General features: G+C 35.3%; 17 protein-coding genes and 2 pseudogenes. 7 read left to right on the top strand and 12 right to left on the bottom strand.

All coding sequences use genetic code 11. The features are described 5' to 3' along the window. Positions 1–11: 11 nt before the first annotated feature. Both BEN74_RS07625 and BEN74_RS07620 read right to left on the bottom strand, forming a co-directional pair. Positions 12–1,025: a TniB family NTP-binding protein gene (locus BEN74_RS07625; RefSeq protein ID WP_068910408.1), complete on the bottom strand. Its 1,014-nt coding sequence runs from the start codon at positions 1,023–1,025 to the stop codon at positions 12–14. After that, entirely contained in the window at positions 1,018–2,103 is a 1,086-nt protein-coding gene (locus BEN74_RS07620; protein ID WP_228200408.1) for a Mu transposase C-terminal domain-containing protein, read from the bottom strand. The genes BEN74_RS07625 and BEN74_RS07620 overlap by 8 nt, the downstream gene beginning before the upstream one ends. A 64-nt stretch (positions 2,104–2,167) precedes the next feature. Here BEN74_RS07620 and BEN74_RS07615 point away from each other — a divergent pair. Further along, a protein-coding gene (locus BEN74_RS07615) for an IS5 family transposase (protein WP_416240761.1) occupies positions 2,168–2,919 on the top strand; the annotation gives its coding sequence in 2 pieces (ribosomal slippage) (positions 2,168–2,402 and positions 2,402–2,919; 753 coding nt in all). Here BEN74_RS07615 and BEN74_RS07610 read toward each other — a convergent pair. Continuing rightward, positions 2,880–3,911 carry a DNA-binding domain-containing protein gene (locus BEN74_RS07610; protein WP_228200407.1) on the bottom strand — a complete coding sequence of 344 codons (1,032 nt, stop codon included), beginning with the start codon at positions 3,909–3,911 and terminating at the stop codon, positions 2,880–2,882. The two genes, BEN74_RS07615 and BEN74_RS07610, sit on opposite strands and share 40 nt — an antisense overlap. Continuing rightward, positions 3,904–4,569: a TnsA endonuclease N-terminal domain-containing protein gene (locus tag BEN74_RS07605; protein ID WP_068910631.1), complete on the bottom strand. Its 666-nt coding sequence runs from the start codon at positions 4,567–4,569 to the stop codon at positions 3,904–3,906. Before BEN74_RS07605 ends, BEN74_RS07610 begins: the two co-directional genes overlap by 8 nt. Before the next feature lie 455 nt (positions 4,570–5,024). Between BEN74_RS07605 and BEN74_RS07600 the strand changes: the two genes are divergently transcribed. Both BEN74_RS07600 and BEN74_RS07595 read left to right on the top strand, forming a co-directional pair. Then, a complete protein-coding gene (locus BEN74_RS07600) occupies positions 5,025–5,366 on the top strand; it encodes a transposase (RefSeq protein WP_265936592.1) in 342 nt (113 codons plus the stop codon). A 177-nt stretch (positions 5,367–5,543) separates the two neighbouring features. Continuing rightward, entirely contained in the window at positions 5,544–5,804 is a 261-nt protein-coding gene (locus BEN74_RS07595) for a helix-turn-helix transcriptional regulator (RefSeq protein ID WP_068910630.1), read from the top strand. 31 nt (positions 5,805–5,835) lie between these two features. Here BEN74_RS07595 and BEN74_RS19690 read toward each other — a convergent pair. The 6 genes and pseudogenes from BEN74_RS19690 to BEN74_RS07570 form a co-directional block, all read right to left on the bottom strand. Continuing rightward, positions 5,836–5,958 (bottom strand): annotated as a pseudogene (locus BEN74_RS19690) (IS481 family transposase); the annotation flags it as partial. 296 nt (positions 5,959–6,254) lie between these two features. Then, entirely contained in the window at positions 6,255–6,551 is a 297-nt protein-coding gene (locus tag BEN74_RS07590) for a helix-turn-helix domain-containing protein (RefSeq protein ID WP_068910629.1), read from the bottom strand. Between the two features lie 227 nt (positions 6,552–6,778). Next, a pseudogene (locus BEN74_RS07585) lies at positions 6,779–7,481 on the bottom strand (integrase core domain-containing protein); the annotation flags it as partial. Positions 7,482–7,783: 302 nt separating this feature from the next. After that, complete coding sequence (locus BEN74_RS07580) at positions 7,784–9,721, bottom strand: ABC transporter permease (protein ID WP_086374378.1); 1,938 nt, start codon at positions 9,719–9,721, stop codon at positions 7,784–7,786. Next, on the bottom strand, positions 9,718–10,890 hold the full coding sequence (locus tag BEN74_RS07575) for an efflux RND transporter periplasmic adaptor subunit (protein ID WP_068910628.1): 1,173 nt from the start codon (positions 10,888–10,890) through the stop codon (positions 9,718–9,720). Before BEN74_RS07575 ends, BEN74_RS07580 begins: the two co-directional genes overlap by 4 nt. 93 nt (positions 10,891–10,983) lie before the next feature. After that, entirely contained in the window at positions 10,984–12,681 is a 1,698-nt protein-coding gene (locus tag BEN74_RS07570; RefSeq protein WP_068910627.1) for an ATP-binding cassette domain-containing protein, read from the bottom strand. 427 nt (positions 12,682–13,108) lie between these two features. Here BEN74_RS07570 and BEN74_RS19810 point away from each other — a divergent pair, with 427 nt between their 5' ends. From BEN74_RS19810 to BEN74_RS07555, 4 genes are all read left to right on the top strand, one after another. After that, positions 13,109–13,237 (top strand): hypothetical protein, encoded by a 129-nt coding sequence (locus tag BEN74_RS19810; protein WP_265936591.1) that lies wholly within the window; start codon positions 13,109–13,111, stop codon positions 13,235–13,237. Positions 13,238–13,329: 92 nt separating this feature from the next. Next, positions 13,330–14,691 (top strand): asparagine synthase-related protein, encoded by a 1,362-nt coding sequence (locus tag BEN74_RS07565; RefSeq protein ID WP_068910626.1) that lies wholly within the window; start codon positions 13,330–13,332, stop codon positions 14,689–14,691. 1 nt (position 14,692) lies between these two features. Next, entirely contained in the window at positions 14,693–15,361 is a 669-nt protein-coding gene (locus BEN74_RS07560) for a lasso peptide biosynthesis B2 protein (protein WP_068910625.1), read from the top strand. Positions 15,362–15,907: 546 nt separating this feature from the next. Then, entirely contained in the window at positions 15,908–21,202 is a 5,295-nt protein-coding gene (locus BEN74_RS07555; protein WP_068910624.1) for an AAA family ATPase, read from the top strand. Between the two features lie 478 nt (positions 21,203–21,680). On the opposite strand, the gene BEN74_RS07550 is transcribed toward BEN74_RS07555, so the two are convergent. Further along, positions 21,681–22,964, bottom strand: coding sequence for a ribonucleotide-diphosphate reductase subunit beta (locus BEN74_RS07550; protein ID WP_068910623.1), 1,284 nt, complete (start codon positions 22,962–22,964; stop codon positions 21,681–21,683). Between the two features lie 305 nt (positions 22,965–23,269). Then, entirely contained in the window at positions 23,270–23,590 is a 321-nt protein-coding gene (locus tag BEN74_RS07545; protein WP_068910622.1) for a hypothetical protein, read from the bottom strand. Between the last annotated feature and the right edge of the window lie 102 nt (positions 23,591–23,692).

The raw sequence follows: 23,692 nt of genomic DNA, 5'->3' as shown, positions 1-23,692 counted from the left end.
TCATCAATCGATTAACGGCGGGTTATGGTATCTCTGATTGTCAATTCTTTTGGCTTGGCTTTGACGCGATTATTAGTGCCAATTTCTGAGTGTGTAATCCTACTTGTTGCTTTCCAAGAAGAAATTACAGAAGTCTCTACTAGAAATGGATTATTGGGGAGGGTGGTGTCGTATTGAATTGAATCAAAAGCTGTGGCTAAATGAGCTAAAGTCAAACATGAATCATTATGCCTAATGGCATCATAGGCAGCGTGCTTTATCAATGACATGATATTTGCTGCCGTTCCCTGACTTGCTACAAAAAGACGGTAAGCAATTTCCTCTGAAGCTAAATTACTATACGTATCAAATGGAAGTGATTTATCTACTTCAGCTAAAAATTTTCTAAATTCATTTCGGTTGGCTTCACTATCCCACAAAAAGGGAGTTAGGCGTTTCTTGATCAGAAATCGGCGGCGTAGTTGAGGGCTTTGATGCAAAATGGCTTCCGATTCTGGCATGCCAATTAGTACAACTGGAATTTTAGTAATTTCGATAAACATCTTGATCCAATCTGCTACTAAACCAATAACTCTTTGTGTTTTATTATCAATTAGATGCTGGAATTCATCTATAATGATGACTTCTACATTACATTGATGGACTAAAGCATATAAGCGGTTGCTTTGAGTTACAGTGTTTCCATGGGTAGCTGCTAAATCACCAAGGTCACTTAGCATTGCGGTTGCTACGCTTTTAATTGTGGCGCTGGCAGGTATAGATGTTTTAAAGACAGGATGGATGTCGCCATCAGGCATTTCGATTGGCGGCCAACGACTAGAATATTGCCGAATTAGGCTTGTTTTTCCTACACCTGATCCTCCAGTGATAAACACACACTGAGGCTCTTCTGAAAATTTAGACATTTCACGACATTGCTCAATACAATCAAGAATGCTTGTGAGTCTAGGATATTTTATAAAGATAGATTCAATTTTTCTGATTTTATCTGTATTAGCTGCAAGAAATTCTGCTAAATCACTCATTATTAATACCTCCCAAGCTGTAATCAGAAGACCAGTCATCCGCTTCATCATAAAATGACGTGAGTGGTATTTTATCGCTAGAAACAGGGTCGATTTTTTTCTCAACCTCGGTAGCCTGATTTTCTGGAGAATGATTCATTTCTTCATAAATAGAGTTTTGTTGTTCATTTGACTTAGAGGATAGTACTGAGTTCTGAGAAATATCTTCGTAGCGTGCAACTTTTTGAGATAATTGAGTTTTCCTATTTCTTGAAGTACGTTTACTTTTTTCAACAACTCCTTCAATCCTATCAGCAGCTTCCATTAAATTACTCATATTTACAGAAGATTTTGCATATTCACGGGCATTCCTTCTGATTACTTGATGTTGAAATAAAGTTTTACCCGTTGCATATTTCTGGTTTATTGCTGGAACGCTGAAATATTCCTCTTTGATTGGATCAAGAACAAATATATGAGAAATATTGGAAGGATCTATTTTTATAGTCACATTTGGATTGTCTAGAATTTTTTGCCTCAGTAAAGCTAGTTCTGAAGAGTTGTAGATTAGACCTTCATAGGCGATTCCAGTCCTCACAATTTTGCGTTTGTCATGAAGTCCTAGAGTAATATTCACTTCTAATGCACTCTTGGGGAGTAATGGTGGATATATCAGTACACTTTTACGCCATTTTTCTGCTGGTGTATCACCAATGCGTTCTTTGAAAGTTTGATGAAAAATATCTATCACCCATATATACATAATTTCTACGAATGATGAGAAATCTATTACTGCATTCTTAATAGGATTGTAATCGGCAAATTTCCCGAGATCTTTTAGGCTTTTACCTTCCATACCATTGAGTAATTTTTGATTTATAATTGAGAAATATCGCTCAATGGAAGCTTTAAACCAAGGGTGGAGCGGAGGTGCATATTGAATGTTAATCCCTAGTTGAATACATGCTTCTTCGAGCGCAATGCTATAGAATTCTTTACCGTTGTCTACGATTAAAGTTTCGAATACACCAAAAACATCCCATATATTTTTAACAGAAGGAAAGATTTTGTTTATTTCAGCTTTAGGGCGTGTTCTCATTTGAAGAATGGATTTTAAAGACTTAAAATAATATTCCAAATTACTTGTATTTCAATATTATTCAATGGCACGTACTCTTTTAACAGATAATATTTGGCAGCAAATCCAGGATACAATGCGATTGCACGGTTGCTACTGTTCAAAGAATAGTAGAAATATCATGGAAGCTATCTTATGGAAACTGCGTACAGGCGCGACATGGCGTGATATTCCTCAAGAATTTTGTCCTTGGCAAACTGCTTATAATCGTTTTAATCGTTGGGCAAGTAAGGGATTGTGGAATAAATTTTTTTTAGATTACGAGGCGTCTTGGATCAAGAATGGGTATTCATTGACGGAAGCTACATACGCGTGCATCAGCATGCAAGTGGAGCTCGGAATGGTTTCGAAAGAGCAATTGGACAATCACGTGGTGGGCGAACAACAAAAATACATCTTGCAACCGACGCGAATGGATTACCGATTGATTTTAAAATCACTGGGGGTCAAGTCCACGATAGCCAAGTTGCAGAGCAATTGATAGAGGTTGTAGAAGAAGCAGATTATTTAATTGCAGATAAGGGATATGATGCTGAGACCATCAGAATATTTATTAAAAATAAAAATATGATCCCAATTATTCCAATGAGATCAAATAGTAAAAGATTAAATAAAGAATTTGATAAATATCTATATCGATTAAGGCATTTAGTTGAGAATGCGTTTGCGAGGTTAAAACATTTTCGAGCGATTGCAACCCGATTTGATAAGCTTGCACGAAATTATCAGTCTATGATTTACATTGCTTGCATGTTTATTTGGTGCAAAGCCAAATGAGGACACGCCCTAGGCAATATAGCTACTTTTAGACACTCCATGACACTAAATGCACTTGCTGGAGTAAAACTAATGTAAAATCCTGTGACAGAGCCGGTATAGTGATCTATTGCGGCAGTAATATACGGTTTGCCCAAAGGAAAACCAGTTTGATCATCAATGACGAATAAATCTAATTGGGTGTGATCTATTTCAACCCGTTCTAATGGTCTAGTTGTTGTGACACCCATCTGGTAGACTCTAAATTCCATTTCGGCAGCATGTTTTCCTTCTCGATGTAGAGTAACTAATACAGGGTCAAGTGCTTTAATTTTATTGATTAGAGTAGTTAAACTCGGTGCTGTTAAGGCCTCACTAGGTATCCTGAATTTATTTTCTTTCCAAATATTTCTTTTAAGCTCTTCGTAGACTGTTGTTATTGATGGTTTATGCCCCTTCAGGTAAACATCCTTAATAGCGGAATCAATTATGCGTTCGACTTCTGGATCAAGACGCTTACTTCGGTTTCCCTTTTTTCGCTCATTTTTAATTAGTGAGCGTATGTCTTCACTAGCATTCTTATAATTTTTATGCCAACGATATACTGTAATTGCTGAAGGGGGTGTGGGGTCTCCAATTTGAAGAGCAATATTTGCAATAAGTGGATCAAGATATTTTTTTGTGAACGATGGAACTTTTTGTTCCTTTAGAATATTTAGATATGTTGACCTTCTTACAGCCTCCTTTTTTTGTTCTGATGATTTTGTTGAAAAATCTGCTAAGGCACGTTGTTCTGCCGTAATTAAAGGTTTGGTAGCAATTTCAGGATCAATAAATTGAAGTTGATTGTTAACTAGGTGACCTAATGCTTCTGAGTAGGGTATTGAAATCTTCAGAGCATCCGTTGTTCTTGAAAGTTTTAATATTTTAGTTTTGGGATCAAGGCTTTCTATTTCCCATGCTGAACCTTGATAAGCGACATAGTGTCCATAAGAAAATTGATAGCTACTCATAGATCATCTCTCCAGCATACCAAGTCATCTCTATTTCGGTATTAATATGAAGAGGCTTCTCCATATCGAATCGAGCGCTACCGTTGTAGAGTAAGAGATACGCAAGTTCCATTTCTGCTCCAAAGTCAACACAATGATTTTGTAGTACTTTTAGAGTGTGTTTAGAATGATTTGGTAAGGCTCGTTTGATTTTTACAAGTATTTCAGGATTAAGTATTAAGCGAGCGTATCGGTATAGAAGTCGAATATTATCTAAGTAGCTGCCTTTACGAAGATGTTCATCAGTTATTAAATCGTATATATGTCCATGGAGATGAAAGTGTGCAGCACGAGCAATATGTTTGCGTTTGAATTCATCCTCCATTGTTTTCTTATATGGCTTAACTTCTAAATATTGATATTGACCTGTTTGTAAGCTGTGACGCATGACCTCAAAGTCTGGAGTATGACGCAGCTTTCTATCTTCAAAGATATAGGAAATAATTAGTGGTTGTGAACGGTAGGCAATTACATCTCTATCAAACTCAAGCCAGTAGCAACAGTCTCTTTCTATTTGAGACTCCCATTGGATAATATGCTGCATCTTTAAGCTAGCAAATTTTCCAATTACTCGGTCTCGCCCTCGATTGGTAATACGCCTAACACCATGCATAGCCATCTCGAAAACTCCAAGAATTTTCTTTATGAAAATTAATGATAGCTTGATTTCATCTTATGGTTGGATAACTCTCTGTTCAAGAAAGATTACTTTTTGTAATGTTAGATTTTTAGACTTATTAGATAATAGTTTTTTTGCCTTTTTGCCTTTTTGCCTTTTTGCCTTTTTGCCTTTTTGCCTTTTTGCCTTTTTGCCTTTTTGCCTTTATTTTCATCTATCAAATATTTATTGAATTTATTGTTTTTTGAGCATAACGATATAGTTAGAATATAGATAGTGTGAAATTTATTTGTTAATTAAATCAATTGGTTTATAAGAATATTAAGCAGTTAAGCAGGCACATTCAGGATCTCGACCGGCAGATTGATGACCACATTGATCAGAATCCTGATTAAAAAAATGACAAGGCGCTGCTCAGCAGCATTCCGGCCATTGCGGACCGGACCAGTTTATTAATGCTCAGCTTCTTGCGCAGCCATGCTTTTGAAAGGGCGAGCCAGGCGGCCGCCTTTGCCGGCCTGGTTCCCATTCAAAGGCAGTCGGGCAGCTCCATTCACGGCAGGAGCCGCCTATCCAAAGCCGGCTCTTCGAAAATACGCGCCGGCTTATATATGGTGGCGATTGTCGCAACCCGGCATAATCCCCACATAAAGGGGATGAATGACAGGCTGCTGGCGAATGGCAAAACCAAGATGATGGCGGTTGGCGCTGCGATGAGGAAGCTGATTCATCTGTGTTATTGCGTACTCAAGCATCAGCGGCCTTATCAGGAGAATTATTGCGCCAATTCTCAATAATCCTCTTGACCTCTGAGGGTATCTTTGGGTCAAACGAATGGTGTTTTAATATTAAAAGTTTGCTATATGGCTAACATTAGCCATAATAAGCTAAAAGTTTGCTATATGGCTAACATTAGCCATAATAAGCTAAAAGTTTGCTATATGGCTAACAAAACTTAGGAGCTACAGATTGATATGGCTACAAGAGGTGAAATAGGTAAAGAGATACGTTTGGCAAGAAAAGCTTTAGGCTATACACAGAAGACCCTTTCAGAAAAGATTAAAGTTAATAAAACAACAATCTCTGAGATGGAAAATGGACGCTTTACAGGTTCATTTGACATATTTGAACGTGTAATTGATGGTGTTGGCTTACAATTCGAAGTCGGTAAAAAAAAGCATGTATTCCCACGATGGGATGAAATTGAAGCACTCTTTGCAGAAGATGACGAATAAAAATTACATTGGTTTTATAGTCTACAAACGACCCGGTTGTCAGATCATCTACTGAAGTGAGTTTCTTCCACTTTGGGACAGTCTTTTGATTGATACTGTAGCGCTTGGCTAGTACTCTTAAGCTCTCTTGACTATTTTGTATTGCTCGACACACTGCCTGTGTCGTTGTGGCGCTGCTGTGTAGAGCTTATTCCATAGTGCTTCCTTCCATTTATGTGAGAATATTGCACCATTAAAACCTGGGACTAAACACCTAGATAAAATAAGTACTTAAGAACATATTCGTAGGGTACAATATTTTGTACATTACTTATTAAAAATGGTCATAAAGTACATAATTCTGTATCTTCTAAATATTGAATATTCATTTAAATTGAGTGAATTTTATGATCCATTTATTCCAAAAATTATTTTTATTATTTTGAAGAGTGTAATCTGTGAACTTTGCCTTTACCTCTTAGGTAATTGATCTTCTGTGATAATAGTTATTTTTAAACCAAATGTTGTAAAAAGCTTGATAATTGTATTCAAAGTTGGATTTCCATTGGGTTGTTCAAGTTTTTGTATAGCTTGTGGGGAGATTTTTGTTAGCTTTGACATATCTTTAAGTGTTAGATGGCATTCAGTTCTCAGGAATTTTGCTACGATATGAATTGGCCAATCAGGGTTTTGATTGATGGTCTCTAATACTTTATATCGATTAAGATGTACCTCAATAGTTGTAATAGATTTAAAGCGTTTATCCATAAGATCCTCATTAATGAGCTGATTATAATTTTCAGTTTACCATCCCCTTATGTTTTTCTATTATAATAAAAAAATAATAGTATTTTAATTACCTATATATCTATTTTAATAGAATAATATAGATAACTATACTGTTACTACGAGATGTACTAGCTCAAGCCTGAGCTGACAGTTACCTATTTTTTATTGTGCCTGTCAGGTTAAATTTGAGCTAAATTCTTCTCAGCTCAAATTCGTTTTCCATCAAGTAAAGTTTCAAATGGTGTACGGCCATAGCACATTTTTCCTTGATGAGTCCGTTCAGTATTATAGAATTTCAGCCAACCGTCTAGGTCAACTTGTAATTCTTCCAGTGAACTATAAAGCTTCTTCCTAAACGTAATTTGATAGAATTCCTGTAATATCATTTTATGAAAGCGCTCACATATTCCATTTGTTTGTGGTGAAGCGGCTTTTGTCTTGGTGTGATCAATGTCATTGAGGGCTAGATACAACTCATAGTCATATTGTTTTACCTTCCCGCAATACTTCTGTCTGTAAAAATACGAAGCATTGGTAAATCCTGAGATTGATAGAAAGCTAATACACGATCATTGAGCAAATCAGCCACGGTATAGAGCTTGCAATAAACGACTTTACTATAAATATCGATAAATGTTTGCTGGCAGATCCGTCCAACACCCTTAAGATTGCTGACATAAAAAGGTATCTTGCTCACCCAAATAGCCAGGATAAGCTGTTTCTATTTCACCACATGCTGTATCAGCTTCATGTATGCGTTCAAGTGTTGCAATCTGATGATCATTTAAATGCCATCCTGTGCCACTTTAGCTTCGAGTGCTTTTAAACGCTTTTGAAAGTTATCTGGAGGAGCCAAATAGAGCGAACACTACTACCTGAAAAAAATACACCCTTCTTGCGTAATTCATTAAAAAGTTACCTTTGTTTACACCTTTATCAAAACGGGTAACTTTCTCTTTTTCAAGAGCTATGTCCGATCAAATCTGAACTAATACAGTCTCAAATGACAGGGTTATCTCTAGCAATCGGTCAATGAATTCGCAGTAAAAAATTAGAAAAGAATATCATTCAAGAGATATTCTTATTGCAATGTGGTATTGATCGGAGCTATATGATGTGTATTGAACGTGGTGAGTGTCATTTGCAGTAATAGATTAGAGTGGCATGATAGGATGGAAGTTCAAGCCTAATATAGCATTTCATTTCCACAACTAATCATCCGTTAAGGCTTCAATAGGCTTAAGATTTGAAGCACGATTCGCAGGTATGTATCCAAAGACTAATCCAATAATTGATGAAAATAATAAAGCAAACAATGCCACCGACCATGAGAATATCATTTTATATTGAAGACTGAATGCATTAAAAAGAAGGCTTGAAATAAATGCGATACTTCCCCCAATCAAGCCACCCACTAAGCATAAGACTGATGCTTCTATCAAGAATTGCATACTAATATCACGTTTTTTAGCACCGATTGCCATTCTTAATCCAATTTCTTTAATTCGTTCCGTGACTGAAACAAGCATAATATTCATCACACCAATACCACCAACCAGTAGTGAAATAAAAGCAACGGCTGAAATAAAATATGTGATGGTATCTATATATTTCTTTAAGGATTTTGCTGCTTCATCACTACTAAAAATCTGGAAATCTTCAATTTGATGGCGTGCAATTAAAGTTTTTCTTACCTTTTCTTGTACTTTTTCAGGTTCAAAATTTTGTTTAACAACCACAGTCATCCCATTTAAAGGACTTGATCTAGACATTTGTGCTTGCAACGCCGTATCTGGCACCCACATTGATGGAGAGCTGCTGCCATAATTATTTTTGGCAATTCCCACCACTTCATATAATTGTTTATTAAACAGAACTGTTTTATTCAATGCGGCCTTATTCTGTACGAAAAGCTTTTTAGCAGTCTGTTCATCAATAACAATCACTTTGGCATTCTCTTTGACATCATCTTTACTAATGAAACGCCCTTGCACTAAGGAAAGGTTGGAAATTTTGAGGCCAAAATCATCAGATCCTTGTGCGGTAACTTTTAAATTTTTATTCAGATATATTAATTTACCTGAGACGTTTATATTTGGAGATATATGCATCACTTCAGGAAGGACTTTAAGCGCTGTTACATCATCAATATTTAAACGGCTTGACGATGCTTCTAACTCACTTCGTCCTGGATAAATCATTAACGTGACTTCCTTCAGCCCCTTCCAGTCACTTAGAAATTTTTGATTTGCGCCACGCCCTATTGCAATGATGATTGTGACTGAGCAAATTCCAATAATAATACCTAGCATTGTTAAAAATGATCGTAATCTATTAGACCATATAGAGTGAATGGACATTTTTGAGGCTTCAAAAATTTGAGAAACCAAACTAAATTTAGTCTCTACAGCAAATTCTTCTCCACCTAATACTGAAACCGTATCCTTATTTTTTCGGTCAGATAATATTTCTCCATCCTTAATTTCAATCACCCGGTTCGCCCGTTTAGCAATATTACTATCATGAGTAACAAGTATGATTGTATGGCCAGCTTGGTGTAGTTTTTCTAATATCTGCAGAACTATTTCACCACTTTTGGAGTCCAGTGCTCCTGTTGGCTCATCCGCCAGAATTACTTCACCACCGTTCATTAACGCGCGAGCTATACTAACTCGTTGTTGCTGACCACCCGACAACTCATTGGGCTTACTATCGTATTTATCCTCAAGGCCTAAATCAGAAAGTAACTTCATGGCCCGCATCCGGCGTGCACTTGCATTTAGACTTGAATAGATCGCTGGTAACGCAACGTTTTCAAGCGCACTGACTGAGTTTAATAAATTGTACTTTTGAAAAACAAACCCAAAGCTTTTTAACCTCAAATCAGCTAACTCGTCAGGACTTAGAAGATCAATGCGTTTCCCGCGGAAAGAAAATTCACCAGAAGTAGCTGTATCTAAACAGCCTAACAAGTGCATAAGTGTAGATTTACCAGAGCCAGACTGTCCAATGATAGAAATAAACTCGCCCTGTTCAATCGAGAAGGAAATGTCTTTTAGAATATGTTGCTGATTCTTTTTTTGCCCCATAAATTTATTCAGATTTTTGACCTCAATCAAAACAGAACTTGCCTTAGAATTTGTACTCAAGGATCAGCTCCTGTGCTTTCAGAATTCACACCATCCTGAAATTCAGTTAATACTTTTTCACCGTCTTTAAGTCCTTGCACTACTTCGATCTGCGTAAAATCAGATATACCTGTTTTAATTTTCCTTGGAGTGATTTTTTTATCAGCACTATAAACTGAAACCGTTGTTTGATCGCCATTTTCAAAGATTGCTGTTTTTGGGATAGCAAGTACGTTTTTTTTCTGATTAATTATGATTTCATTTTGTGTAGTCATGCCAATGCTTAACATTTTGCGCGGATTTTCGACAATCATACGTGCATAGTAGTAAACCGCTGAATCGGTATTTTCAGCCTTGTTATCATAAGTCCCTTTCGTTAATGTCGTTAATGCGGGATCAATGCTTATAACTTGCCCATTCAATTTTATGGCAGGGTCTGCAAGTGTGCTGAAGATAACAAGCATGTTGGGTTTAAGCTTTGTATAGTCACCTTCAGCAATTTGCATTCTAACCTCCATCTGCTCCAAATTTGCAATCACGGCAATCAATGGAGTTGTTTGAGCAAAATTAATTGTTTGCCCTGCTTCGACAGGGAGTGAAACAATTGTGCCTGTAAGTGGGGATCTAATTTGAGTATACCCCAATTCAGTTTGTGCTGTATTAACATTAATTTGAAGCTGCTTTAGGCGTAGTTTGGCACTTTCAACACCCATTTCATCTTGTTTTAATTTATTTTCTGCCTGTTCAAGCAACTCTTTAGACTCAGCTTCAACCTCAAAAAGTTTCTTTTTTCTTATGAAGCTCTTTTCTGATGTGGCCAGCGACATTCTTTTGGCTGCTAAATCCGCTTTAGCTGATTCAAGTTCTGCTTTTGCCGTATTTAATTTGTCGACTTGTGTTTTAGAGTCAATCTCTACAATTAAATCGCCCTTCTTCACAGATTGACCTAGTTTAATATGCAATTTTAGAATTTGACCTGATACTTGCGCTCCGACAGATACAAGTTCAGTTGCATAGATTTCTCCTACAGCCTTTACATTTTCTGTTATATCGCTTCTTTGCACAGTAGAAATACTAGGAGTAGCCTCAGTAGTATCCTTGATTTTACTGTAATAAAAGATAATTACTGCAGCGCACAGCAATACGAAAAATACTATCAAAAACAAACTTAACTTTTTTCTTATAGCCATAACTTAGTCATGTGAATGAATTATTTTTAACATGTAGTCGTTTTACAATTTTGTAGATAGTAAAACGACTACTACTACTTTTACACTAACACATCAGCTTCCGCTTTTTACTAAATTTTGTGATTGCACAAGTGGGAAATGTAGCTGTGCATCAGCTAACTTAATAAGTGAGTCCGAATGAGAAACAACAATAAGTGTAGAAACATTCTTTCTAATAATATCAAAGACTTTTTTGGCCATTATAGAATCTAAAGCCGAAGTAGGTTCATCTAGAATAAGGACTTCTGGTTTGGCTAGAATTGCTCTTACAAGATTAAATCTCTGTACTTCTCCACCAGAGAAAAACTTGAAGAGTTCATCTATAGGGGAGTTCAAAGATATATTATTATTTACCAAAATTTTATAAAGATTGAACTCTTTAAGTATCGCAATTAGTTCTTCTTCAGAGTAGTGTAAATTATTGTTATATAATATGTTTTCCATAACACTTCCTGAAAAAATAAAACTTTTCTGAGGAACAAATGATACTACATCATGGATTTTTGAAGAAAATGAGTTAGATATGTCCAGATCACCAAAAAATAATTTCCCACTATCGATTTTATTAATACCTAACAATAAATTAATGAATGTTGATTTTCCAGAACCTGTCTCTCCCTTAATAACTAAGAATGTCCCCTTAGTGATTTCAAAGTTAAAATTTCTTAAAATTTCTACATCATTGACGCTGTAATTTACATCTTGGAAGCGGTAGTAAGTTTCTTCTAGCTGATAGCTGCTTTCGACAACAGCGTCTTTTGGACTCTTGAAATATTTTTCTAATTTTTCGATAGAAACAAAATGGCCATTCGTTTGCATCAAGTTCTGTGAAACAAGGACTAATGGTGCGCTAAGTTCAATGATATAGGAACTAATTAAAACAAAATCACCTGCAGTGAATTGATTGCTATTGAACATGTATACAGAGTAAATCATAGACCCTGTTAAGAACACACCAACAGCAAACACTTGATATATCATCAACATACCAATTTTCAAATTACCATGAAAAACTCTCTCGATATAGTTTTGACAAATTGATCTAAATTTATTTGTCTCAAAATCACCAGAACCTTGGGATTTAATATTGTAGACAGAGTTCACTTTTTCTAAAAAGAACTTTGATTGGCTATTGTCTGCATCATAAATCTCATTAAAGTAGCTCCCACTCTTCCTTATAAGCATGAGTGTAAGCACAAAAATAAAGATCGTTGCAACAGAGAAAAATAAAGTAAAACTAAGGCTAATCTTGAATGAAATTACTGAAATTATAAGTAAGAATTGGATGATAACAGGAAGAAGAACTAAGAAAATCGTATATATGATCTGCCCAAATGCGAGCGATCCGCGCTGCACATCCGAGTTCAGAACACCAGTGTCCGTCTTATTTACAAAGTCAATTTTTGATCTTATAAAATTAGCAAAAGACGAAAAGATTATATTCGCTTCAATATTAACCATAAAGTAAGCTGAAAAAATATTGGTAGTCCATGTTAGGACTTTAAGTGCTACCCACGCAGTTGAAAAACTAATTGCTAGTAACAATATTAGATTATTTTTGTCAATAACATCAGTAATCAGAATATTATTTGAGGAATCAACAATCAACTTCATTAAATATGGCAAAAATGTTGTAAGTGCTGAAACTAAGATGGTAATAAAAAGAAGAATTGCAGCGTGGAGATATATTTTGGCATATCTGTCCTTAATTAAATTTAAATAAAACAAAAAAAGTTCCACTTTACTTTTCATAGTTCAAGCTCAATTTTAATCACTGGTAAACATGTTAGTTTTAAAACATGTAATAGTTCTAATTAATAAGTTTATTTCCATAACAATAGTCTAGTATTAAGTTTTTTTAAAAAATAAACCAAATAGAAGTATGCTTACTGTAATAAATAATGCTGATCTTCTAGAGCTAAATCAATCTTTTTTTGTATACTCATTGAGTCTTTTTATATATTTCAACCTATTTCCCCAAAAAAATAAGTCATTAAAATATTGGTAAACTATTAATCTCTAAAAGATATTTATACATATTTTATTTTTATTAACCATTGGTTTTTATTATAAATTTTATCTAACAAGATTATAAATACAAAAAGTAACATTACAGATACATTGTAACAGATTAAAGAATGTACAGTAAAAAACTCCAAAACAATCAAAGGAAATACTGATGAAAACTTTAATTAAGAAATTTTCTAAAAATGCTAAAACCACAACACTTCAAGCAACATCGAATATTAATGGTAGAGGCGTAGGTCCTATTATTGAAGTTCGTTTGGGTGTTTATAAATTTAACTAACACTTAAACAGGTAAAGAAATATTAAGATAATTAATATTTCTTTACCTTTTTTAATTTAATAATAAAAACCTTTTAAATAACATTTAAAGCCATGATTAACAAAGTAAATATTAAAGATTTAGCCAGTACAGTTGTTCTTTTTAATGGCTTCCTAAAGATTGAAAAAAATAGTGAAACTCTCATTATTTACAATCAATATAACTCAAATATTTGTTTTTATTTAGAGTTTGATGAGGAGTTTCTATATTTATCGGAAAACTTCTATGATCTTAAATCTTTTGATAAAAATAATATAGATAGAAGTGTTCTTTCAAGGAGTCTTGGGGGGGATATATTTGCGCATGATATATTTATAAACAATATTTACCCACTATACCATGGGTATAAGTTGATAAAAAATGGCACATCAATTGAGATTGATTTGATTGAGAGGTCATGTAGTAATAATGATCCTGCAACATGCTTATTATCAGTTCTGGATAAAATTAGTGACCAAGATAATATTGCTGTAAGTTTTTCTGGTGGCTTAGATTCAACTGCCATACTGTATTCTGTAAAAAATAAATTTCCAGATAAAAATATAATTGCTTTTACATGGCATAATAAAGGGTCATCAAACAATGATTTAAAGTACTCACAAAAAATTTGCAATGAACTGTCAGTCAAGCTATTAACATTTGACTTAGATACTGGTTTTTTATTGAATGACTTTAAAAAAGAAACGTCTATTTTCTCGCCTTTCCCCTTTACCTACTTAACAAGTTTAGGTTTTGTTGAACACTATGTTTCAGAATTAAATCAATACTTTAAAGGGAATCAATTTGTCATTCTTGATGGGCATGGTGGAGACCACTTATTTTTCCAGTCCATTCCGTATGAGTTACTCGACTATAAGTTTCTGGCAAAAATCAAAGAATATTCAAAGTTATATTCGATAAACTATTTTAAAATAATCAAGAAAATTATGCTCCATACTCTGCGGCCTTCTAAAAAGGTACAAATGGACATCTATCGAAAACAGAATATTTTTGAAGCTTTATTTGCATGCTCTGTTGCCTCCATAAGATTGCCCAAACATATTAAATTTTTTTTCCCATATGTTACTCCTGAAATGATTTCTTGTTCTGAAAGTTTTGAAATATCTGAAACATTTAATGAAGACTTTACACGTTTACATTTTAGAAAGTCTTTTCAAAAAATGTACAAATCTGACTATTTTTTTAGAATAAATAAAGGTCACATGACAGGGGCATATCAACGGGAACTCAAAAAAAATTATGAGTTTTTTTCTAATATCCTAGAGAATGGCTATTTATATAAAAATAAAATTATAGATATAGACTTGCTGGGCAAAAAATTAAAGCTTGCTTCATTAGGAGTTGGTGGCTTTGATACACATTTAATGAATTCTATTATTTTTGAAATGATATATAAGGAATTAAGCGAGCAATAGTATGAAAAATGTGATAAAAAATGATTATTATGCAATTAGTTTAGATAGCGAGATAGTAATATTAGATTTGGAATCTAATTGTTTTCATTTTTTAGATAAAGAACAATCTTTTGCTATGAATCAATATATTAATGACTCTAGTTCATTTGATAGTAAATTAGATGACTATCTTTTTCTCTTTGAAAAAAATATAAAATCATCTGAGATTGTACGGTATAATGATATTGAAGGCATTGATAACTATTCATGGGCTGATGTTAGTCATTTCGTAAAAAATGACGATAAAGATATTAGCTTTCATGATAAAATTTTTATAATAATTATTTACTGTATTTTTTTCACAGGAAAAAATTATTTTTTCAAACAAAAAATTAATCTACTAAAGTTTCTAAAGAAAAACTCTAAATGTGTCAATAAGGATTTTGGCTATGTCAATTCAGCTGCCAGTTTTATTCATAAAGTGTCGTCTAAACTCCCTTTTGATTTAAAATGCCTAGAGAATTCCTTGATACTTGCATACTTCCTCACTCTTAAAAAATATGACTTTAATCTTAAAATTGGAATTCAAAAGTATGATTTTTTATCTCATGCTTGGGTTGAAGTAGATGATGTTGTGATTTCAGATATGCCAGATTTATCAGATAAGCTTGCTATAATATTAAAAATTTAAAATTTCATCATCTAATGATTTTTAACCTAAAATTCAATTGAAACTTGGTTGTTTGTCAAACAGCCAAGATATTGTCAGTTCTAAGTTGGATTATTACAGGATTTAAAGTTTGAATTCTTCATGGATATTTATCCTTCATAAATACCTCATTAATTAACTATTTTATTTCATTAAAGAATATTTATAAAGTCAGTAGCTATTCACTATTAGGTATGATATGCCTTTCAGTTTTGAGTTTTCAATGAGATTTTGTTAATACTAATAAAGTAGATTTCTTGTTTTGGTTAAAATTTCATCGGAAATAACTTTTGATTTTAAAGAAATATTAAAGCCTAAAATAGTCAAAAATGATACTTTCGCAAGAGCTCTAGTATAGATAGAATTTATATTTTTTACTTAAAATAAGATATTGAAATATATTGATTAATTTGAATTTTATAGTAAAACTATATGAGCAATGTCATTTTCAAAGGAGATATTTTACTTTTCTTCTCGTAACTTCTGAAATGAAAATACATCTTAAGCTGAATATAAAAGGAGAAAAGGATGTCTCAGTCACCTGAGCTTGCTGGAGGAGAGGGTTTCACGTTTGAAGGTCATGTTGCTGCATTTTATTTAGCTGCTTTACTAGCAGAGAGAGGTGCTCCAGGGTGTGATGGAATAGTAACTAATGTGGCTGTTCAACAACGAGATTTCGAAAAACCATTAGATGATGTCATCGTAGGTTGGAAAGGTGCTAGTGGTCAAATTGGAACATTGAGTTTACAAGTTAAACGAGCATTAACCATCAGTAGTGCAGCTACTAACGGTGATTTTAGAGATATTATTCGCGATAGCATATCTACTTTAAAAAATTCTCAATTTAAGAAAGGTGTAGATAAATATGGTGCTGCAGTTGGCACGATTGCTACAAATAAATTCAGGGATCTGACCACATTATGCAATTTGGCTAAGGAAAGTAATGATGCTAAACATTTTTTTGAACGATTTACTTCTTCTGGAAACGCAAGTGATGAACAAGAAACGATAAAAAATGATATCGAGGCATTGCTTAAAGATATTTGTGGCGGGCCTATTTCTCAGGAAGAATTACATTCTTTCCTTTCACATTTTATTGTTATTAAATTTGATTTTTTACATGATGGTGATGTCGATTCACATATTGCAGAGCAATTCATAGGCTACAGTTTGGCCACAGCCGATAGAGATAAATACTCTCTCGTGTGGTCTCATCTAAATAAACTTGCAAGAGCTTCTGCAGGTAAGGCCGGGCAATTTGATCGAAAGAGACTGGTTCAGGATGTATCCAAAGTGGTGAAACTCAGAATAGCCCCTTCTTTTGAACAGCAGCTTGATGTACTCAACAATTTAGGCCGATCCTATATAAATCTTATTCCACATGATATTAATGGTTTTACAATATCAAGAAAGTCATTAGAAGTTAAATTAGAAACTACGTTACTTAATACTCGCTTTCTTCAAATTACCGGATTACCTGGTTCTGGAAAGTCCGTATTGTTGAAGCAAATGGCAGAGAAATCTCTAGCAAATGGAAATATATTTTTTTTAAAATCGGATCAATTAATAGGTAATAGTTGGATTAATTATTCCGCTCAAAATGGAGTTGCGACTCACAATCTTGAAGAGCTTCTTTTAGAAATTAAAGTAACTGGAACTCCTACATTGTTTATTGATGGAATAGACCGTATAGAAAAACAAAATCGCCCAATAATTGAAGAAGTAGTTAACACAATTCTCAACTCTCCTGCATTAGAAGATTGGAAAATTGTAGTGACACTGCGCGATACTGGAATTGAACCCTTACGTAACTGGTTAGGTCATATTTTAGATAAAATTTCAGTAGACACAGTTCAAGTAAGTTTATTCAATGAAGAGGAGTCTCAAGAGCTAGCGGTCCAATTTCCGAATCTTAGAGCCTTACTCTTTGGTTCACCAACAGTAAAAGATGTAATTAGAAGGCCATTCTTTGCAAGAGTAATGAGCACATTTACTTATGCTAGCTCATTCAAACCTCAATCAGAGCTAGAGTTGATTCAGCATTGGTGGGATAGGGGAGGATACAATGCATTAGGGCAAGAGCTTGTCAGTCGTCACTCTGCGCTCTTAGAACTAGCTGAAAAGAAAGTAAAAAATTTAACTCGACCTATCAAGATTAGAGAGCTAAATCAGGCTCATAGTCTTATTGAGAGTTTTCACAGTGATGGATTAATACAAATCAGTTCAAGCAGAACATCTGTCAATTTTTCACATGACATTTTTTTTGAGTGGTCTCTGCTGTATGTCTTAATTGAACAAGAAGAAAATTGGTTAACTAAAATAGAAGAGTTTGGTCAACCGCCAGCAATTGCTCGTGTAGTAGAGCTATTAGCTCAATTCGAATATTTTAATAATACTTGGTCAGAAACTCTTAAAAATACAAAATTCTCTACTATGCGCTCCCAATGGCTAAGAGCTTGGCTATTAGGTCCAATCGGGCATGCTAATTTTCTAGACAGCACTCAAGATTATATGAAAGTAGTCTCTCATAATAATTTTACGTTACTTGGAAAAGTATTGGTTTGGTTCCAAGCAGAAAAGACTATTTCAAACCCTATAATACTAAAATCAAAATCAGACATAAGAATTGCCGATAATTTAGCGTGGCCTTCGGATATTTCTCTTTGGAATCGTCTAATTAATTTTATTCTTGGCAATACGCAAAATATCCCAAAGGCGCTATTCCCGAATATCGTGACCTTATTTAATGTGTGGCAAAATTTGCACAGGTACTTACCAAATCGGACAACCCCAAAGATTTTAACTCTTGTTTATGAATGGCTTTCTTTAACAGGAAATGATATTTCAGGCTTGAGTGAAGGATGGGTTGATATTGATAATATAAAAGATTTCCGAGAGTCTTTAGTTAGTTTGATACTTACAGCAGCAGAAGTTTACCCTGAATTTACTAACAGGTACTTGGTTGAAAATATCAACTCAATGCAAATTGAAAAGTCTATTTTTAAGCATGTAATTGATTATTCCCCCCTTCTTGCACTAACGCATTCAACTTTATTAGTAGATTTTACTCTTAAATATCTCTTAGAAGATCTGCCTATTGATCAGTTAAAGATGATCTTAAAAGATGATTCTATATCTGAACAGAATTATGAATCTATTCTGTACAAATCTAAGACTCAAAGAACAACAGGCGAACAAAGCCTATTGGACAGCTCTACCTATGAATTGAGAAAGCGTAGATCTTCAGATCTTTCAAAAAATCTTTGCATTAAAGCAGGCTCAAGAGTTTTCGATTCTCCTTCTCCTTCTCCTTCTCCTTCTCCTTCAAAGGAACCCTTTCATTCCTTGTTTCAGCATTCAGCTACAGAAGCGCTTCGTTTAATTACTCTTCTATCGAATCACGCTATAACGGCTTGGAGACAACAGCAAAGAATCACTGAACAACTATCGCCTATACCACTAGAACTAGACTTTCCCTGGGGTAAACAAATATTTTGGGGTAACCAAAAAGAATATATTTGGAACAAACACTATTGGACTCCACCTGGTCTAGCTTGTGCTTATATGGCACTAGAGTGTTGGTGCTCAAATCAGATAAGGCTAGGAGAGGCACCTGATCAACTTATTGAAAGAATAGTTAAAGGAAATACTTCAATAGCGATATTAGGAATTGCAGTAACGATAGTTTTAGATAAAGCATTAGTTTCCCAAACGGCGCTTCCGTTAATAGGAAGCCAAAAGATTCTGGAGGCTGATCTTTTTCGTATGAAAAATGATCTCAGCTTTAACGGCACTAAAGAACTACTAATAGGGTTATTTCCTCGGTATATATTTCAAAGCAGTGATGATTTAAAGGAAAGTTTTCAACAAGCTATCTTAGCTTTTAAAGACAACTTAGCTTTCGATTATCATGAACAAATTCATGGCTCCGAGACCATTAAGAATCTTGAAAAGTCAGCCTTAAAATATGCTGAACTTGCAGATCCACTAACTTATAACTTTCAAAAAACTGATGATCCAAAGGTGCTTACTGTAACGCATAATAGTCCCTCAGCGTCCCTTCCTGAAAATGTTAAGGCTTCTGAAGAGTCTTATGAATTTATCTCTCAAATTGAGTTAAGTTCTTGGGTCGAAAAATCATTTGAGAATGGGGTGTTAAGTGATAAGTATTCAATTCAGTCAGCTATTGAATACATTAAAAAATATGATAGTGCAGATCTATTTCAAGATCCATGTGACGATTTCACAGATTCAAGTACAAGAAAGCGAATGCGGCAATGTGCAGTTTCAGCTGTTGTTGCAGCCGTACTTAAATTTCGTACAAATATATTTGAAGAGGATATTAGTTGGGCTAGAGGAGTGATTGAAAGAGCGAGACTAACACCTATAAATTCTTATGAATTATCAACACCAGATGCTGTTTACTCTACTCATCCACTAAAGTTTGTAGCAAAAGGTCTTTCTGCTGAGTTTGAGCATGAAACTAGTTCTGATAATACATTAAGTCATTTATTCAACTTGATTGCTCATCCTTCTCATGAAATAGCTATAACAGGGCTTACGGAATTATTAAAATTTTGGGATAAAGATTCTAAAAAAGTATGGGCTGCGATTTATTACGCCTTTTCTTTATGTCATGACCATTTGAAATATAAAATATACAGAGAATTTGAGAAGATAGAAGTAGCTTACAATGCTTTGTATGAGTCAATAAATACATATTTTCAATCTGATGAAGAGTGGATGTCTCTTCCAGTCCCTTCTGCTCCGTGGAAAAGATTAGAAGATGAAGTTATTCAAGCTAAAAAAGAGCGAGATGAAAGAATAGCAGCAGCGTACAGAAAAAATGGATTTCCAAATTTTAATTTTAATGATCATGAGAAGAATCATTGGGTTAAAGCTGATGTAGGATGGGATACTAGTTTTGCTGAGAAAATTATTTCGGTTTTACCGATTGAAACAATTATTCAAAGTTCGTCAAAAATATTCTTTTTAGATTTTGTGTCTGATCTTGTTAAGTGGACAATTGAAAAAGTACAACCTTCTTGGCAAAGCAAGTCAGATCGATTTAATTATGAGGGAGATTTATATGAATGGGTTGATACACTAGGGGCTCTGATAGGAAAAATTTGTAGTGTTTTATCCTTAGAAGAAACTAAATTACGATTTCTTGATCCTATCTTGACTCTTAAAGGGGATATCTGCTGGGATTTTCTCAGAGCTGTTACAAATGCTTATGTCAGTGCAAGTTTATATAAAGCTGAGAAAATATCTGAGGATGCTGTTCCGACTATATTGCTATTTCTTGAGCGTTTTCTTCGATGTACTGAACTTCAACAAGGCTCTCATCGAGCAGGTGAGTTTCATGGCATAGACCTTCCTGAAGTTGCTAAAATACTAATGTTCACAAACGTGGAGCACGACAACTCTGCGTGTCGCTATATTAATGGAGATTGGTCAGAAATACGTACAATTATGCCAGTAATAGACCGATTTGTTCGTGAGGCTGGCTGGTCAGCCGATATCATGCACAACTTTCTAACTTTATGTGAAAGGGCTAAAGAATACTATCCGAGTGAAGTATTTTCTGATCAGATATTGCATATAATTTCTGTAAATGGGTTTAGTGGTTGGGAGTATAAATCTTTATATGCAAGAATTTCGGAACTTGTTCAACATTTTTCAGATAGAGATTCTCCATTAGAATTCCAAGTACGTCAAAAAATGTTGGAAATTATTGATTGGCAAATTGACATGGGGGATAGGCGCAGTGCAGCATTACAATTGAGTGAGACTTTTCGCGAAGTTTATTCTGCAGCATAACAATCAGTAAGAATATGATTACTTGGGAAAACTAGTGCTATAAGTTAAGAAACCGCAGCCCCCCACTTTTTCTAGCTCATTAATACCGTGAAAGTGTCTACTAAAATTTAAGTGGACACCTATTTATGTATTTAAAGACAGTTATAAACAGTGCATCAACGCTAAAAAGCTCCGTCAGAGTCCAAATCTCATATCAACTGTTATTTAACGGATAAAGGATATTTTAGTACTATAAAATTTAAATAATAAGGTGAAATAATGCTGAATTATGGGATGCTCATGAGGTTTATACGAAGATTTCTTATATTTTTTGGAATTATTTCATTTATATTTTGAAGTAAAAGATAATGCCATAATATTTTATGACATTATCTTATTGCTTTAACTAGGTTTCAGCTTATGGTTTAATTTATTTCAGCTTATGCTTTGTAAATTTCAACTTATGCTTTAATCAACAGGATTTTTCAAAATTTTCCAATTACCAGCTTAGCGCGCCGCCAGTCTGATAATCCGTAACGCGGGTTTCAAAGAAGTTCTTCTCTTTGCGCAAGTCCATCATTTCCGACATCCACTGGAATGGGTTGTTCACGCCGGCAAACTGTTCAGGCAGGCCAAGCTGCGCTAAACGGCGGTTGCAGATGAATTTCAGGTATTCTTCCATCATGGCTGCATTCATGCCCAAAACACCGCGCGGCATGGTGTCGCGCGCATATTCGATTTCCAGCATGGTGCCTTCCAGAATCATTTGAATGATTTCCTGCTGGAATTCAGCCGTCCAGAGGCCCGGGTTTTCAATCTTAATCTGGTTGATCATATCGATGCCGAAATTCAGGTGCATCGACTCATCGCGCAGAATGTACTGGAACTGCTCAGCAACGCCGTTCATTTTGTTGCGGCGGCCCATCGACAGGATCTGGCTGAAACCGCAGTAGAAGAAGATGCCTTCCAGCACGCAGTAGAACGCGATCAGGTTGCGCAGCAGGATCTGGTCATTTTCAGGCGTGCCGGTTTGGAACGTCGGATCGCTTAAAGACTGGGTGTATTTCAGGCCCCAGGCCGCTTTGCGCGCAACAGACGGAACTTCGCGGTACATGTTGAAGACTTCGCCTTCATCCATGCCTAAAGATTCGATGCAGTACTGGTAAGCATGCGTGTGAATCGCTTCTTCAAAGGCCTGGCGCAAAATGTACTGGCGGCATTCAGGGTTGGTGATGTGGCGGTAAATCGCTAAAACCAGGTTGTTTGCAACCAGAGAATCTGCAGTCGAGAAAAAGCCCAGAGAACGCATGACAATGGTGCGCTCATCTTCGGTCAAGCCATTTTCAGACTTCCACAGCGCGATGTCGTGGTTCATGTTGACTTCCTGCGGCATCCAGTGGTTTGCGCAGCCGTCCAGATATTTCTGCCAAGCCCATTCGTATTTGAACGGCACCAGCTGGTTCAAGTCAGCGCGGCAGTTGATCATGGCTTTGTCGTCAACCTGAACGCGCTGCGCGCCCATTTCCAACTCTTCCAAGCCCGGGGCCACATCCAGCGTGTCTAGGGAAGCAGATGCTCTTGCCAGCGAATCGGCTGGATTTGATCCTCGGCTGGCAGCGGTTCCAGCGGGTTGTGCAGCTGCCACACGCGGCGCCGCGTTGTGTGCATCAGATACCACTTGCGCATCAGCCGCTTTCTTCGGCTCGACGGGCGCAGGCTGCTGTGCTGGTGCAGCTTGTTTCGGTTCATCATCTTCGAAATCGTCCCAACTTAGGATAGACATAACAGTTCTCTCTTCGTTGCTTTATATCTTTTATGAGACATCCAGCCGTTGAAGCTAAGACATCCTACTATACGCTCATTCTGTGTAAGCAAAATTAAGTTTTGCCGATGGATGCTCTAATTTTATGCGGAAGAGCAAATATCCTCACTACTTATTTTGATTACGCGATTTATATGCCTTGAACCAGAAATAGGCGATCGGGACATAAAAAGTCAAAATAAAAGAAACCACCAAGGCAACAAGTCCTAACTGATAGTTATGCGTCATGTGCATCATGATGGTTTCCTTTAATTGTTAATAACTCTTTATAAAAAGAAGCTATTAAATAAGTCAGACAATACGAATTGATCACTTATTAGCTGAAATAAAATTGGAGACATTAACCACCATCCAAATTTTTTAACTAAGGTCACAAGTAAATCAAATAGCTTTTGTCTTATATGTTCATTGGGGAAAACTAATTTTCCCGCTTGAACTAAAATTGTATAAATTGCTTCACAATATCTTTGGGCTTGCACCCAATATAGAGAAAGAGTTTCAAATTTCTCCATTCGATTTTTATGATCCGCTTTTTCCTTTTGGGTTAGCGTCAGCTTTTTACCAAAGACATCTTTCTTCTTAGACATAAATCCTCACTACTGAAAACCTATGCTACGTGTGGCCACATTATGAAGTTTTATCAGGTAGGGCCACAGAGGTAGCCTTTATTCTGATGTAGATATCCTTAG

The sequence above is a fragment of the Acinetobacter sp. WCHAc010034 genome, from assembly GCF_001696615.3.
In the GTDB taxonomy this organism is placed as follows: Bacteria; Pseudomonadota; Gammaproteobacteria; order Pseudomonadales; family Moraxellaceae; genus Acinetobacter.
The sequence above is the reverse complement of the archived record's forward strand: the minus strand, read 5'-3'. Positions and strand labels throughout refer to the sequence as shown.